The organism is Paenibacillus odorifer (assembly GCF_000758725.1).
GTDB lineage: Bacteria > Bacillota > Bacilli > Paenibacillales > Paenibacillaceae > Paenibacillus_AQ > Paenibacillus_AQ odorifer.
Window position 1 is genome coordinate 5,393,431 of record NZ_CP009428.1, and the last position, 14,661, is coordinate 5,408,091.

Genomic DNA, 14,661 nt, shown 5'->3' on the forward strand with positions numbered 1-14,661 from the left:
GACAAATTCCCGGATATTTTGGACAATTCTTGTCGAAAGGAATGATAAAGTGATACGTATTGCTGTCTGTGATGATGACTTTCCCACTACTGAATTAATAGAGAGACTTATTCTGGAGACTCAAAGGAATTTCACAAGGAAAATAGAGGTGTCGATCTTTTATTCCGGAGAAAGCTTCACTAAGGCCATTCAAGAAGCCTGCTCGTTTGATATTATTTTTATGGACATTGAAATGGCGGATATGGATGGAATAAAAGCTGGGTATGTGCTGCGGGGAAATGATGAAAATGATCTAGTGCAGCTTATCTATGTCTCTAGTCATGATGAATATCATCTGCAACTCTTCGATGTTCAGCCCTCGGGATTTATAAAGAAACCTATCGATTCAGAGATATTTAAGCAAAAACTGATTTCTACGATTGAAAAAGTAATTCGCAAGCTGCAGCAAGGCAAAAAAAACTTCTTATCACTACAGCAAAAAGGAAAAGAAATTCTAATCCCCTATCGAAATATCATCTATCTGGAAAGCAACCGGCGGAGAATTATTCTTTATTCCTGCAAGGATCAACTCGACTACTACAGTACACTAAACGAGGAAGAGCAGAAGCTTCCTGTGAGCGATTTTGTCCGAATCCATCAATCCTACATCGTTAACTTTTACTTTATTAAAGAAATCAGCAACCAGGGAGTAATTCTCCTTAATGGCGAAGCCTTACCCATTAGTGCAAAATACAGTGCCGATTTTAAGAAAAAATATCTGAAATTCAGGGGGAGTCTTGTTGGATAATATCTTTCTGGAGGAGTTATTTTATCTAGTAACGCTTCCACTTTTACCTATCATCATTCATTACTTCTACAGCCATTGTTTCGTTAGCCGACTTACCACCAAAGCCAATCTTGTTATCGTGTACTCCTTATATTTCCTCTGTATTGTCTTTCTGCACTATAGCTCACTGCCAGGCTCAATCCTACTCACTCTCAATATTGGCCTGATTGCTCTCTTATCTTTTTTTTACAATGGAAATATCAAATGGCGGATCGTTGCCGCTCTTTTTCTGGTTGCGCTTATTACGCTTAGTGAGTTATCACTGCCCCTATTTTACTCGACAAAGGGATATATTCTGAACCAGTTTCTTTCCAAGCTGCTGATGTTTATATTAGCTTTTGTATCCGTGCGCGTAGCTAAAGCCTTTGGAAATGGCGGGTTATCTAAATGGTATTGGGTTCTATTATTTATTTGCCCTTCTATAAGCACACTAGGGATCTACAGCTTCGCATCCAGCCTTTATATGCAGTCCTTCCCTACCCTTGTTCCAATCCTGTCCACAGGACTACTCATTATAAATTTATTGATATTTATCTTATGTGACCGTATGTTAGTTATCCAATCTGCGCAGAACCAAAGTTATTTACTTGAGCAACAAAATGCTTACTATGTAAATCAATATCTTTTGACAAAAGAAGTACAGGAAGAATCTTTTAAGTTCCAGCATGATATTAAAAATATTCTCATAGGTTTACGCGCAAAGGTACAATCCGGTGAAGCTGCCAATCTAAATGAGTTGGACAACTTACTGGGGCAAATAGACAATCCAATAGGCGTCAGCAATAGCGGGAATACGATTATTGATTCCATTATCAACTACAAGCAGCAGGTCGCTGAGAAGCATCAGATCCCCTTCAAGTTAGACTTGAACATCCCTGCACAGCTGACGCTCGACACCACAGTTATCAGTGTGATTTTAGGAAATGCACTGGACAATGCCATTGAAGCTTGTTGCGATAAAAGAAATGAAGAGTGCTATATAACCATACATATGCATTATCTTAATGAAAGCTTGTTCATCCGGATTCAGAATCCTTATGTGAATGAAATTCATACGAATCGTTTTGGCGACATCTGCTCCACAAAAACTAATAAATCCGGTCATGGTATAGGCTTAAAAAGTATCCAGAAGGTCGTAGAGGATAGTAATGGTTTAGTAGATATTTCATATAACAATAATCTATTTCAAGTCGAAATTGTTCTTTTTATGGTCCCCTGTAAAAAAAGGATTTAGAAGCTTATCATAAGCTTCATCATAAACCCAAGTGATTCCTTCATCTTTACTGGTAAGATATATAGTTCCTGCCACACCGGTATCTTGATCAATTAACGAGATAGGGAACAGTCCTTCCTTTCTATTAAAGATAGGAGAAAGGGGATTTTTTTTATATTTATCAAACTTTTCTGGAATTTAATAAGCTCTGAAAATGAAAAAGGTCTATAAAATCGCTTATTAAGCAATCTTATAGACCTTTTTAGTATACGGTGAGAGGCTCGAACCTATCGATATTTATTTTGAACGCATTAATAGATATAGAAAATAAGGCACACTCAGCATTGTTACAATAATTCCTGCGGGAATATCTGACTTAAAGCTGACCGTTCGAGCAATCGTATCCGCTACAAGCAGCAATAGCGCACCAATAAGCGCTGAAGTAGGTAGAAGCACTTTGTAGTCGTGACCTACCAGCTTGCGAGCCACATGCGGACTAATCAATCCAATAAAGAAGATCGAGCCCCCGAGCGCTACACAGCCAGAAGCTATGCCTACAGCCGCAATCGCCAAGCGCAAAAATTTCTTCTTTACAGCGACTCCTAATCCTATCGAAATTTCGTTGCCTAGCACCAAGACGTTCAATGTCCTGAAATTAGAAAGAATATATGCGAATAGCAGCAATACCCAAGGTGCCAACAAGCTGATATAAGACCACTTGTCACCCCATAAACATCCTGCTTGCCAACGCTGCGCAAACTCATACTTCTGGTCATCAAGCTTTAAAGTCAGGAATAGCGATAGCGCACTAAACCCCATATTGATCGCAACACCAGTCAAGACAAGTCGTGTAGAAGAAATCATACGACGTTTTCTATAGGCTAGAACATAGATCAGAGCTGCTGCCAGCAGACCACCTAAGAATGCCATAGACGGCAGTAATAATGTTATAGCGGCGCCTTGAATGCTTACCGTTGAGATAATCAGCAACACCATAAGACCTGAACCTGAGCTAATACCAAGCATGCCGGGATCAGCCAGATCATTGCGCAGCAAAGCCTGCATAACTGCACCTGCCAGTGCCATCCCAAATCCAACAAGTATCGCTAATACGATCCGAGGAAGACGAAACTTATAAACAACGAGATTATGCTCCTCTGGACCTTGTCCAAGCAATACTTGAAATACTTCAAGTGGATTGAGGGACACCTTTCCCATATTAAGACTAAGAATAGCTCCTGCAATAAGCAGTATTAAAAGAGATAGAATCCATATTGTAGCCTTATGCGATTTAACAACTTTCATTTGAAGGCTCTCCTCTCTTTGCTCGCAATTAGCAAGAAGAAAGGAACACCAATCATTGCAAAAATAATGCCCAGTGCTGTCTCTGCCGGACGATTAATCAGCCTTCCTGCGATATCCGCTACAACCATAAGTGCGCCGCCGTAAATGGCTGATGCCGGAATAATATAACGATAATCTACACCTACAAAAAAACGCATAATATGCGGAATAATCAACCCTACAAAGCCGATTGGCCCTACAAGTGCAACAGCTACACCCGCTAGTAAAAGGACCGCAAGCGTAGCTATCATCTTAACGAGAACGATCCGTTGCCCGAAGCCTTTCGCAATCTCTTCCCCCAAGTTTAAAACAGTGATAGAGCGTGCAATGAATAGTGACAAAGCCAGTCCACCTAAGAACCAAGGTATAACTAGCCTAATTTCCACCCATGTTGCTCCAGCCACACTACCCGAAGTCCAATAAGCAAGGGCACGACCAATTCCATAGTTTAATGAGATAAATGACCCCACAGCTCCAAATAGCATTGTAATTGATATTCCAGCTAGCACCAGTCGTTGAGGTGTCATTCCTGAACGATTCAATGAAGCGGCAAGATACGTTAATCCTGCTCCAAGTCCTGCGCCAATAAAGCTAACCAGCAAGGTTGTTGTCTGCAGTTGTCCTGGAAGAAAAACCAGTGTAACGGCCATTGCAAGTGCTGCTCCTGCATTTACTCCCATTAATCCGGAATCTGCTAAGGGATTTCGCGTATAGCCCTGCATAACCGCTCCTGCTACCGCGAGACACATACCTGCAATAATATCAGCTGCTGTACGCGGAATACGAAGGGCATGAATAATCTGATGCTCGGTCAGTTCAGGATCAAAATTAAAAATCGCTGTCCATGCCATCTTCAGGCTCATAGAAGCAGAGCCAAATGAGATAGAAGCTGCTACTGAAAGCAGCAGCAGCAGTATCCCTAGGAGTAGAAACAGACCGAAATACGATTTCCCTCTTAAATCAGGGATAACGGTTGTTCTATCATCTAGCTTTCTATTTTTTTTCATACGCTGACACTAGCTTCTCAACTACAAAATCTAGCTGCTTATCAAGAGAGTAGATATCGGAATAATATGAAAAATCAAACCCAATTTCGATCAATCTACCTTCTTTGATTGCTGGAATGCTGTTCCAAATTGGATTGTCTGACAAATCATCAGCCCCATCCCATACAGAGCGGAACACGAAGTCTCCTATATACTCAGGTAACACCTCTAAGGAAACAAACCCTCCAGTAGCCTTCTCTCTGCCATCAATCTTTTTCTGAAGAATCTCTGGTGCTTTTAGCCCTAAATATTCATAAATGATCTGAGAGCCCCTTCCATAAAGCTTGCTATCGATCACCGCCATCTCTTTTTTGCCGCCTTCGATAATGGTTACTGTCTTATCCAAAATTCCAAGTTCATCAAGCTGCTGCTTGCTCTTCTCCAACTTCTCGTGGAAATTATCTAATAGAGCTTGTGCCTCCTGCTCCTTGCCAAATACCTCGCCAATCTTCATTACACGTTCATCCGTCGCCATTTTTTCATAAGGAATTGGAACGGTCGGTGCAATATCCTTAAGGATTTCGTAAGTTTCTTCAGAAGCAGCTATGATCAAGTCCGGCTTTACTGCCATAATAGCCTCTGGATTAGGCTCATACCATGAACCTAGATCTTCAATCCCCCCCAGCTCTTCTGCAAAGGCCGCTCCTTCAAAGACACTCGAAGTCCCTACTGGCTTAATGCCGAGGGCCACAAGATCCCCTTGAAGGTATAACACGACAACCCTCTTTGGATTAGCTGGAACAACAATGTCTCCCTTTATTGTAGAGATAGTTCTTGTCTGAGCCTCCTTATTGGCATTGTCAATTGCAGTTGAATTATTTGCTGGTGATGATGTAACTTCAGAAGCTTTGGATCCATTAGAATTTGTGGCATTAGAACCAACACTTGCAGATCCACATGCACTTAATAGCAAGGTAAAGCTAAGCAGCATCGCTACAATAAAACTTGACGTCTTTGTTAATCTCATAGGTGAAGACCCTCCGGTTATTTCATTTTGATAATAGTAATGATAATGATTATCATACTCAATAACATTATATCGGGAGGATATGTGCGCGCCAATGGAGAATTTGGCGGTGGTAAATGGACGATTGTCCGATGAGCTCACCTGCCTGCTTTCCTTGCGGAACCGGATGGGAGATTGACCATTGTATTTACTGAACATGCGACTGAAGTAATATACATCGTTATATCCAACTTCTTCTGCAATATCGCGAAGTGGAGCATCGGTACATCGTAATAGCTCTTCTGCATGTTTAAGCCGGAATCGTATCAAATATTCAATCAAGCTAAACCCTGTCTCCCCTTTAAAGCGGGTTGATAAATGACGAGGGCTATAATTAAATTGCTCCGCTATAGATTCTAGTGATAAATTATGACGATAATGCTCCTCAATATAACGGACAACCTGCCCAATGACATCCGGTTGCCTGAGGTTAATTCCATCCTTTGTAAACTGCTTTAATAATTCATGTATAAACTGATAGAACAAGCCTTTAACTTGAATTCTTTCCAATTGGCTTCCTTGTGCCCAAAGTTGTTCCATTGCCATTAGTTGATAGTGCAGTGGTAATGGCTCCAAAGACTCGAAGCTATACTGCATCCGAAATGGATTGCTGCGTTCTAAAAGTCTTGCTAAATCCTTTCTTCCTGGCAAGGAGGCTCTATAGAATAATAAATAGTATTCAAACAGCTTCCCTGTCTCTATACTTAGTCTCATGCCCTTGCCACCATGCACAATAAAGTGACGGTCTGCGTCGTAATCTATGCCGTTGAGATTCAAGCTGGCCGTCCCCCGCACACAGTAGATAAATCCGCATGCTGGTAATATATAGCCTTGCAGATTGTCCCCAGGCTCCATCACAGCATGTCGAATATCAAGTACTTTAACAGCAGCATAATTCCATGCGAAAATATGATCTTCCAGCTTCATCTTTGCCATACACTCCGATCTGCTCCACAATCTATTTGAATTAATTATATTCCACAACAATGATAATGATTATCAATTAGTATTAGGTAGTTCCTCTATTTTGTCAATCGCTGTTTAGTATCATGCTTGCTTATAGCTTCGAAGTGGAGCTTCCTCAGGAATGCCTCTATCTCATTCACATATCCTCTTACATTAATCATTCTCGGTACAACTAAGTACAATTTCTTATTCACAACTGAAGGATGTATCAAAAGTTTTCCGGCACAGGCATGAACGGAATTGTAAAAAAACAAACAAAAAAGTTCATCAGATATAGTATCTAATGAACTTTGAGTTGATTTAGTTGGTACCGGTGAGAGGACTCGAACCTCCACGGTTTCCCTCTCGATTTTGAGTCGCTCATGCTATCGGGAAGATAGCAGAAACTAAGTCAAAGAAAAGGAATCTAAAGCCCGCGAAAATCCTTGTAAGATCAAGTTTTTTTGCGGGTTCTTTTGTTAGATTTAAACGCCGCAAGGCTTCCGGGAATCTTCTCAAATAGTAGTCGCTTTTGCACAAATGAGAGAACTCGGAGAGAACTATAACAGATCAGCCCGCTCCCTATCATTGACAGATAATATCGAAGCTTTGGCTTCAGGGAGGGGAATTGATATGAGAAAAACAACAGTAAACACTATCGCTAATCAAAAAGGCAGTACAGGTAAAACCACCACCGCTTATAACCTGGCTTACGCCTTATATAATGAAGGAAAAAAGATATTACTGATTGATTTGGATCCTCAAGGGAATCTAACGATGTACTTTGGTATCGAACAACCTGATAAACTCCCTTACTCTATGTTCAACATCAAGAACGCGATGATGACGGACGAACCGCTTCCATCGCCCGAAGAGTGCATTCATTCTCAAGGTAACATTGACCTGATTCCTAGCAACATTGAACTGTCTGTTGCCGAAATTAACCTACGGGATGAAAATGGCGGTGAAAAGACATTGACCCCTTTACTGGAACCGATGAAAGCCAACTATGACTACATCATTATAGACACGACTCCATCACTTGGCTTACTCAATATCAATGCTTTGGTAGCACTCAACTGCTCAGACCATTGTGAAGGTAAAGAAGCGAATCAATCCACATATTCGCATTGAGGGCGACTTGATGACCAAGTGCGACACCCGTACCAATTTATATAATGAAACCATTCGTCTAGTGAAAGTGTGGTGTATCATAGAAGTCAGTCGTCCGGCAAGTTTATTTTGATCAATGAAAATGGACTCTAGACTCCAAAGCGAGGAAAACTGTCGGCCTGTCTTTTACGTTATTCAAAAATAATTAAGTCATCTATCTCCCCTAACGCAAAATACAAGAATCCTTTGAATTTATCAATCGTAACATTCCGTAAAATATCAGCAAAATCTTCATAATCTTTTATTACTTGAAAATTATTAAAGTAAACTTTATTCAATATCTCTGCTTCGCATTCACTTCGACTTATTGGACTAAATCTATTACTGTATACATTTATCCTTAACTCCTCTTTTAACTCGTGGAAATTTACACTTTCAAGCATGAAATTTATTATCTGTTCCACATCTATGGTTATCTTATTTGGAGTCTCGTAAATATCATTGCTGCTCGTTAATTCAAATATATAGTAAATTCTAGTAGAGTCCTCATTACTAAAAAATATAATTTCAAATTTACAGTTATTTTTGACACCATAAGCTTTATCTAATAATTTGCAAATACTTATCAAGTACAATTCATTAAGAATCGTTTGTTCTTTGTTAAAAATCTTAGAAAAATAAGTACTAGAAAGTGCAACTTTTTTATCACTATTACAAAATAATTTAAATATTTGTACATCTATATTTAAATTAGATGCTATGCGTTCCAGTTCTTTGTCATGGAATTCTTGCTTTTCCACACAACCTTTTCGCTTTGTTTTTTGAGGCAAGTCAGAAATAACAAACTCATTCTTTTCATGATTAAAAATGAAATATCTTAAATTTCCTGCTACATAAATACTACTTAAAGTCTCAAATAATTGGTCAACGTTCAAACTTTTTACGTCCTCAAGTAGGCCTATTGGTCGAGAAACAATATCTTTATTTAAATAATGAATCATTACATTGATCTTTGCCACCTCATTGTGTTTCGATAGTATTTCTTCCTCGACCTCTCTAATGGCCATTAACATTAAGTCATAATATTCATTTTTATTATTTAATATCCTCCTCATATAGTTTTCAAATTCAAAGATAAGGTTTAAACCTACTTGGTACTTCGCATTGCTCCAACTATATAAGCAATAGCAGTAACTTGTTTGTCCTCTCAAATTACTTTCTTTCTCTGTGAAAAAATCTTTGAGCATCGCCAGTATAACAAAGTGCTCTAGAACGTGAGCTAAACCGTTGTTGCTAATACCATCTTTTTCTGATCCAGCTTCGCATAAAATAAAAAATGAATACATCATCTACCTTCTTTCCGAACTTCACTTCATTTTTTTATCCTTGATGTGTTTTAACTTTATGCGTAATGCTCAATCTAAGAAGTAAACCTCATTTTATTAATGCATCTTGGCAAAAATAGTAGGAGTATAAATAAAACTGCAACAGTAATGGAAGGAACGGCAATAATTCTAGAAATACCTCCATAGGGTTCAAAACTTGTGTAATAGCTGTTGAACTTGGCTATCTGCATGGGCAGAAAATTGCCCACATAATGTTTCAGAAAGAATACCTCACTCATCTGAATGGCGTAAGATATGGCTATGGTGAATAGTAACAGGGCGTAGCCAGTATAAATCTGTGTGACTAATACGCTGATAAATAAAGTAATCCCTGTCATCAGTGAGATTGCCACATATCCAATAACCAGGTTGATTAAAAACTGCTCGAAATAATTCACCGCAACCATTGATAAAAAAAATTGTGGACTACTTTGTATAGGCAAATCCGCTCCTTGTAAACCGTACATAAAGAATATAGGCGTAATGTAAATCGCCACCGCCGCCAGATAAAGCAATAAAGAGAGCTGGAAGGCGTTGATAATCCGTATCCTACTCAGCTTACGTTTTCCAAACCTCGTGGATTTGACCAGTCCGTCCACGCCCAAGGTCTCGTCTTCATTAAAAATTGGGACCAGTAGAATGGAAATGAGAACCAGGATAATAAAAACACACTGGCTCATCCCTGAGTTAACGTTCTTCCATCCCTCGGCATAACCCATCCGGATAGGTTCGGAGAGAGAAGCCGCTGCATAATTCCCGTTGCTGATTCCTTCCCTAGAACTCCCCGCTTCCTTCTGTGCACTTTTGATGATGTCTGCCCTGTCCTGATAAAATTGTTCTGCTGAGACATCCCGTATTCCAGTCCAGTTCCAGCCATACACTTGGATAATCATATCCAAGGCTGGCAAATCTGCAACATCCGCTTTATTCCTGTCTTCTGGTAGGCTAAGTTCTCTGTATTTTTCCAAAATTTTATTAATCTCAACTTCATCCAATACCTCCGGTTGATAGAAATACCGGTATTCCGTCCCATCTGTTATCTCATATCTTGCCTGATTTAAATAACCTGTTTTGATGGTGTCTAAGTTGTAAAAGGTAAGTATCAGAAACAATGCCAACAAAAAACCGAATATGTTTATGTTTAGGATTTTACTTCTGTTTACTTTTGATAAATAGCTCATGATTTCACCTACCTTCCTCTACTGTAAATAATATCTTCTCATCCATATAGAGATACCGATTCGAGATAAGAGAATGTACACAGTACCCAGAAACAGGGCGACAAAAACATAAGGAAATACAGTATTACCCACAAAATATAATTTCTCTATGCCTATAAGATTATTGATAAAGTTCTGGGGCATGAAGACCATCACTTTTTCAATCAGCGCCCCCCTCCCCATCTGATAAGTATTTACGAGATAAAAATAAATCAGTGAAAGTGCTAATACCAGTTTCCCTCTTTTAAAAACCACTGACAAAAACAGGATAAGATGCGTCACGACAAGTGTGGAAAAGTATCCCATGGAAATATAGAGTAACCCCTCTTGAAGCTGATTCATAGAATAAAATGTAATTGTTCCGATTTGAACCGAAGAGTCCCAGCCGTGCAGCGTATACACTGCGGTAATAAACAGCAGTATGATCGCAATATACACAAAATAGGCTATCGTAGAAAACACACAAGCGGCACCAAGCTTGTAGCTGAGCAGCCTCCTCCTGCTCTCCTTGGTGGATAAGGTCACCTTGTCAATTCCTTTGCTGCTGTTTTTGGAGAATCCCTCGCATAGGATAAAGGCCAAGAACATGAAGAAAAGGTAGATCGTATTTAATAAACCTATTTTCAGGTACTCCCAGCCACTATCGTATTTGAATAAAAATGGGGTGGTTACTTTTTGCATTTTCTGGGATATGATTTCGATTTGTTTCTCTGTATAAGGAAATAGATTTTGTTCAGTGGATAAATATTCGGTAAAACTGCCCTTCCAATCTACATAAAAATTGGCGAGCTGCTCATCCGTTAAATTTAAGCTGTTATCGAGAACACGGTACTTTATATATGGAAAGTTCAGTTCCCAGTTCAGCGCATCGTGAGGAAAAGTTAATCTTTTTCCCAACTTGCGATCTGTATCCACTTCGCCTTCAATATAAGGTTTGTCCACGCTGTTTTCGTAGTTTTGTTTCATTTGTAATAAATAATCCGTCGTCATCGTGCCCTCAACCGTGCGCTCCCTTAAAATTTTCCAGCCTCCAAGACCGCTATGTATGGTTCCCTCATCATCCAAGACATCTATACTCTTGGCGGTTTGAATCCAGGGGATCAGAATAATAGTGAGAAAGAGTAGGCTGATAATTACTGTATTTTTATTTAATATTTTTTTCAGTTCTAATGGAATGAAATTACGCATGGCTCCCACTCCCTAAGTAGATGTAGTAATCTTCCAGCGTGGGCTCGCATACGATTGCGCCTGATTCCTTTTCTCCCAAGTAACGGACATTAACAACGTTTTCTTCCTGCCGGATCCGTACGATCAGGTGCTTCTTTTTAAAGGAGGCCAGTCGCTCTCTGTCCATCTCCTCAGTAAATACTTTTCCTTTAATCCCGGATAACATCTTTTGCACATTACCTTGCTCTTTAATTTTCCCCTGATTTAGGATGATCACATTGGTGGTAATTGCTTCGATATCCGAAATAATGTGGGTAGAAAACAAGATGATCTTGTCCTGTCCCATTTCGCTTATGATGTTTGAAAAACGGATTCGCTCATGGGGGTCAAGCCCAGCGGTGGGCTCGTCAAAAATTAATATCTTCGGATCGTTAATAATGGCTTGGGCAATGCCCACCCGCCTTTTCATCCCTCCGGAAAAGGTTTTGACCTTTTTATTAGCAACATTCTCCAGGTTGACAAACTGTAATACCTCTGGAACTTTGTGCTTCAGTTCTTTTTTTGACAACCCCTTCAGTGCTCCCATATATTCCAGATATTCTGTTGCTGTAAACGCGGAATAAACCTCGAAATCCTGGGGAATATATCCCACAAGATTCCGGTAGTCGTCGTTCATATGGAAGATATCCTTGCCGTTAAAGGTAACCTTACCACTAGTTTGATGGTCAACTGCCACAAGAATTCTCATCAAGGTGCTTTTCCCTGCCCCATTATCACCCAAAAGCCCATACACACCTTCAGGCAATGTAAAATTTAGTTCACTGATTGCCCGTTTCATTCCAAATGTTCTTGTTAAATTCTCCGCTTTAATTTCCATCGCTAATTTCCTCTCTCAATTGATATACGTCTCCTTCCGAGAGAACTTTCCATTCTTCTCCCGTAGACTTTCTACCTAACAGGAGGTTGGTATATTCTCCGTCCAGCTTTTTCACTTCCCATGCGAACAGATTTTCATTTTCGAATCCTGCTATGATACCTGTTTTTTCTTCCTTGTATAGAATATTTTGGATTCTTGGATCATCAGTGTTTCCCCTAGTGCCATTGTCCGCTGGTTCGGGAAACCGATCTGAATTTTCTCTCATGTATGCATCAACTGTTTTGTAGATGCCTGTTATATCCTCGATAGAAAGAGATGGAACTTCTATTGTTGGCCTAATTGATGACTCTTTTCTTCCTTGCTCCCGATAAGTTCTTTCATTTTTTTTCCTCCCTTCATCAAGACGTTTGTCCAAGGCAATATCCTCAAAAGTCCTTTTATCATCTAGCGTTGCATCCTTTGGAGTTTCCTCATTGCCCGGACTCTTATTCTCTGACTTTACATCCTTCGGATTATTATCTAAGATAATTAAATCCTCTGAGATGGTTTTATCATCCTGTATGCTTGCATATTCTGAGTAGCTGCTTCGATTTTGGAAGTAGAGGCTTCCTCCAATCAAAATGGTTATAGTTAATACAAACATTATGATTTTTTTCACTAAGACACCTCCATTTTTAATATGTAATTCTACATTTTATCGTTTATTTCAACTGACTTAATTTTCCGTATAAATTTAAAGTATCCCTAATCTGAGCCTGATCTGGATGACTAATGTCCTCTAATGGCGCCCCCATGACGATGACTATATACTCACGGTTATTCACTAACCCAAGTGTTGCCCAACATTGTCCAGCAGCAGATGTAGTTCCCGATTTACCTCCAATAATTTTGAAGCCGATTTGCTGATCTTCATTAAGGTACTTCAGTACCGTCGATTCTAACAGAATCCCTTCTGGATGGTCTGTTGTTGATGTCGTCAGGTATGTCTCTTGAGTAAACATCTTTTTAAAATCCTCGTTAGCTAATGCATAATCCAAAAGCTTTCCCACGTCTGAAGCGGTTGTATACTGATTGTCATCATGAAGGCCCTCAGGACTAGTGAAATGTGTACCATTTAAGCTGAATTCAGCGGCTTTATCATTCATCATCAGAACAAAATTTTCCACACTTCCCGCAACATGGACAGCTAAAGTGTTTGCCGCTTCACCGCCAGAAGTGAGAAGCGTCCCATATAACAAGTCTTGGTAGGTAACCTCCTCATCTTCGCAAAATCCGGCCATAGAAGAGTTACTTGCAAGAAGCTCGCCGAACGTTCTCCGGTCTACCGGCGCGATTACAGATAAGTCATCAACATGCTCAAGGGTGACAATTGCGGTCATAATTTTTGTCAGTGAAGCAGGATAAACCTTGGCTCCCGCACTTTCTTCGTAAATGGCTTGATCAGACTCTCTGTCATAGACATAAATATATGGACTGGCATAAGTGTTCTGTCCAAAGAATGGCAAGACCTTTTGTGAATCTAAATTCAGTTTACTTGCTGTTCCTATTAGCACTCCGAGAAGAACAATTGTGAATACTGATATTCTTACTAACTTGGGTTTCCTGTTCTTTAGCTTGCTACGTTCACCTTTCTCCATTTCCATTTTATCCCTATTCTTCTTGGTACAAAGTATAGATTCAACACCTTAAAAATCTAGGTGTGTAGATCTTAAATTTTTCTTAAATAAATGGTTTGGCTTTGCTATTCTTCTCTGCTTCATTAGTATCCTGCCGTACACGAACTTCAACCGAGCGTTATATATATAATGTTTCAAATAAATAGTGACATCAAAAAAATATCATCTAAATATTTTACTGCAATGTTGGTATTGCCTAACGTTGATTCTTTCTTTGTAAATCACTCATATATCCCTTAATATGCTCTAATAACAAACCAGTAAATTTTAAGAATAAAAAAATATGATGTCACTATTTTAAGATTGATATATTGTAATTTAGCAATTATAATAAACACAACCTACTATATGAAAGGTGAATGAAATGAAAAAACTGCCTAGAATCAGTCAAAAAGAACAAGATGTGTTATTGGTTTTTTGGCGAGATGGCGGAAATTTAACCGCATCAGCCATCGCAGATAAAGGGGACGGATTGGGTATTAATACCGTTCAAGCAGCGGTTCGGAATTTATTGAAAAAGGAATATATTGAAATTTCTGACATTGTATATAGTGGCACCGTATTAACAAGAAGTTATAAGCCTGTTATAAGTGCAGAACAATATGCTGCATATCAGTTGCAAATTTTAAAAATAAATGCTAAGAATTTTTCAGTATCGAACTTTGTAGAACATTTTAAAGAAAATAATGAGTTAGATTGTTTAAAAGAATTGAAGTAGTTATGCAAATCCAAGTTTAATCTCACCGTAGTTAAAGATAAAATTCATATAGGACGAGTATGAAAACTGAAAAATTAAGTATGTCAAGCATTTTGTTGATATACTATATAGACATCTGTTTATTC

Annotated in this window: 13 protein-coding genes; 4 read left to right on the forward strand and 9 right to left on the reverse strand. The window is 39.1% G+C overall.

Annotated elements, in window-relative coordinates; all coding sequences use genetic code 11:
• The first annotated feature begins 49 nt into the window (after positions 1-49).
• Together PODO_RS30195 and PODO_RS23590 are read left to right on the forward strand one after the other, a co-directional pair.
• Positions 50-787 carry a LytR/AlgR family response regulator transcription factor gene (locus tag PODO_RS30195; RefSeq protein WP_080742573.1) on the forward strand — a complete coding sequence of 246 codons (738 nt, stop codon included), beginning with the start codon at positions 50-52 and terminating at the stop codon, positions 785-787.
• Positions 780-2,060 carry a sensor histidine kinase gene (locus PODO_RS23590; RefSeq protein WP_038573017.1) on the forward strand — a complete coding sequence of 427 codons (1,281 nt, stop codon included), beginning with the start codon at positions 780-782 and terminating at the stop codon, positions 2,058-2,060. The genes PODO_RS30195 and PODO_RS23590 overlap by 8 nt, the downstream gene beginning before the upstream one ends.
• A 276-nt stretch (positions 2,061-2,336) precedes the next feature.
• Here the strand turns inward: PODO_RS23590 and PODO_RS23595 are convergent, their stop codons facing one another.
• Genes PODO_RS23595 through PODO_RS23605 form a run of 3 tightly spaced genes read right to left on the reverse strand, consistent with a single transcriptional unit; the run spans position 2,337 to position 6,371 of the window.
• Positions 2,337-3,344 (reverse strand): FecCD family ABC transporter permease, encoded by a 1,008-nt coding sequence (locus PODO_RS23595; RefSeq protein ID WP_036687482.1) that lies wholly within the window; start codon positions 3,342-3,344, stop codon positions 2,337-2,339.
• Positions 3,341-4,390: a FecCD family ABC transporter permease gene (locus PODO_RS23600; RefSeq protein ID WP_080742574.1), complete on the reverse strand. Its 1,050-nt coding sequence runs from the start codon at positions 4,388-4,390 to the stop codon at positions 3,341-3,343. Before PODO_RS23600 ends, PODO_RS23595 begins: the two co-directional genes overlap by 4 nt.
• A complete protein-coding gene (locus PODO_RS23605) occupies positions 4,377-6,371 on the reverse strand; it encodes an AraC family transcriptional regulator (RefSeq protein WP_244886384.1) in 1,995 nt (664 codons plus the stop codon). Before PODO_RS23605 ends, PODO_RS23600 begins: the two co-directional genes overlap by 14 nt.
• 642 nt (positions 6,372-7,013) lie before the next feature.
• Between PODO_RS23605 and PODO_RS23610 the strand changes: the two genes are divergently transcribed.
• Positions 7,014-7,514, forward strand: coding sequence for a ParA family protein (locus tag PODO_RS23610; protein ID WP_052097279.1), 501 nt, complete (start codon positions 7,014-7,016; stop codon positions 7,512-7,514).
• Between the two features lie 170 nt (positions 7,515-7,684).
• On the opposite strand, the gene PODO_RS23615 is transcribed toward PODO_RS23610, so the two are convergent.
• The 6 genes from PODO_RS23615 to PODO_RS23640 all read right to left on the reverse strand — a co-directional run bounded on the left by PODO_RS23615 (position 7,685) and on the right by PODO_RS23640 (position 13,785).
• Complete coding sequence (locus PODO_RS23615) at positions 7,685-8,842, reverse strand: hypothetical protein (RefSeq protein ID WP_143767795.1); 1,158 nt, start codon at positions 8,840-8,842, stop codon at positions 7,685-7,687.
• Positions 8,843-8,913: 71 nt separating this feature from the next.
• Positions 8,914-9,996, reverse strand: coding sequence for a hypothetical protein (locus PODO_RS23620; RefSeq protein WP_169744801.1), 1,083 nt, complete (start codon positions 9,994-9,996; stop codon positions 8,914-8,916).
• A gap of 81 nt (positions 9,997-10,077) precedes the next feature.
• Positions 10,078-11,286, reverse strand: a complete 1,209-nt coding sequence (locus PODO_RS23625; RefSeq protein ID WP_038573022.1) for an ABC transporter permease — start codon at positions 11,284-11,286, stop codon at positions 10,078-10,080.
• A complete protein-coding gene (locus PODO_RS23630; RefSeq protein WP_038573023.1) occupies positions 11,279-12,142 on the reverse strand; it encodes an ABC transporter ATP-binding protein in 864 nt (287 codons plus the stop codon). The genes PODO_RS23625 and PODO_RS23630 overlap by 8 nt, the downstream gene beginning before the upstream one ends.
• On the reverse strand, positions 12,132-12,800 hold the full coding sequence (locus PODO_RS23635) for a hypothetical protein (RefSeq protein ID WP_038573024.1): 669 nt from the start codon (positions 12,798-12,800) through the stop codon (positions 12,132-12,134). The genes PODO_RS23630 and PODO_RS23635 overlap by 11 nt, the downstream gene beginning before the upstream one ends.
• A gap of 43 nt (positions 12,801-12,843) precedes the next feature.
• Positions 12,844-13,785 (reverse strand): D-alanyl-D-alanine carboxypeptidase family protein, encoded by a 942-nt coding sequence (locus PODO_RS23640; protein ID WP_244886385.1) that lies wholly within the window; start codon positions 13,783-13,785, stop codon positions 12,844-12,846.
• Positions 13,786-14,182: 397 nt separating this feature from the next.
• On the opposite strand from PODO_RS23640, the gene PODO_RS23645 reads away from it, so the two are divergent.
• A complete protein-coding gene (locus PODO_RS23645; RefSeq protein WP_051491512.1) occupies positions 14,183-14,536 on the forward strand; it encodes a BlaI/MecI/CopY family transcriptional regulator in 354 nt (117 codons plus the stop codon).
• Positions 14,537-14,661: the final 125 nt, after the last annotated feature.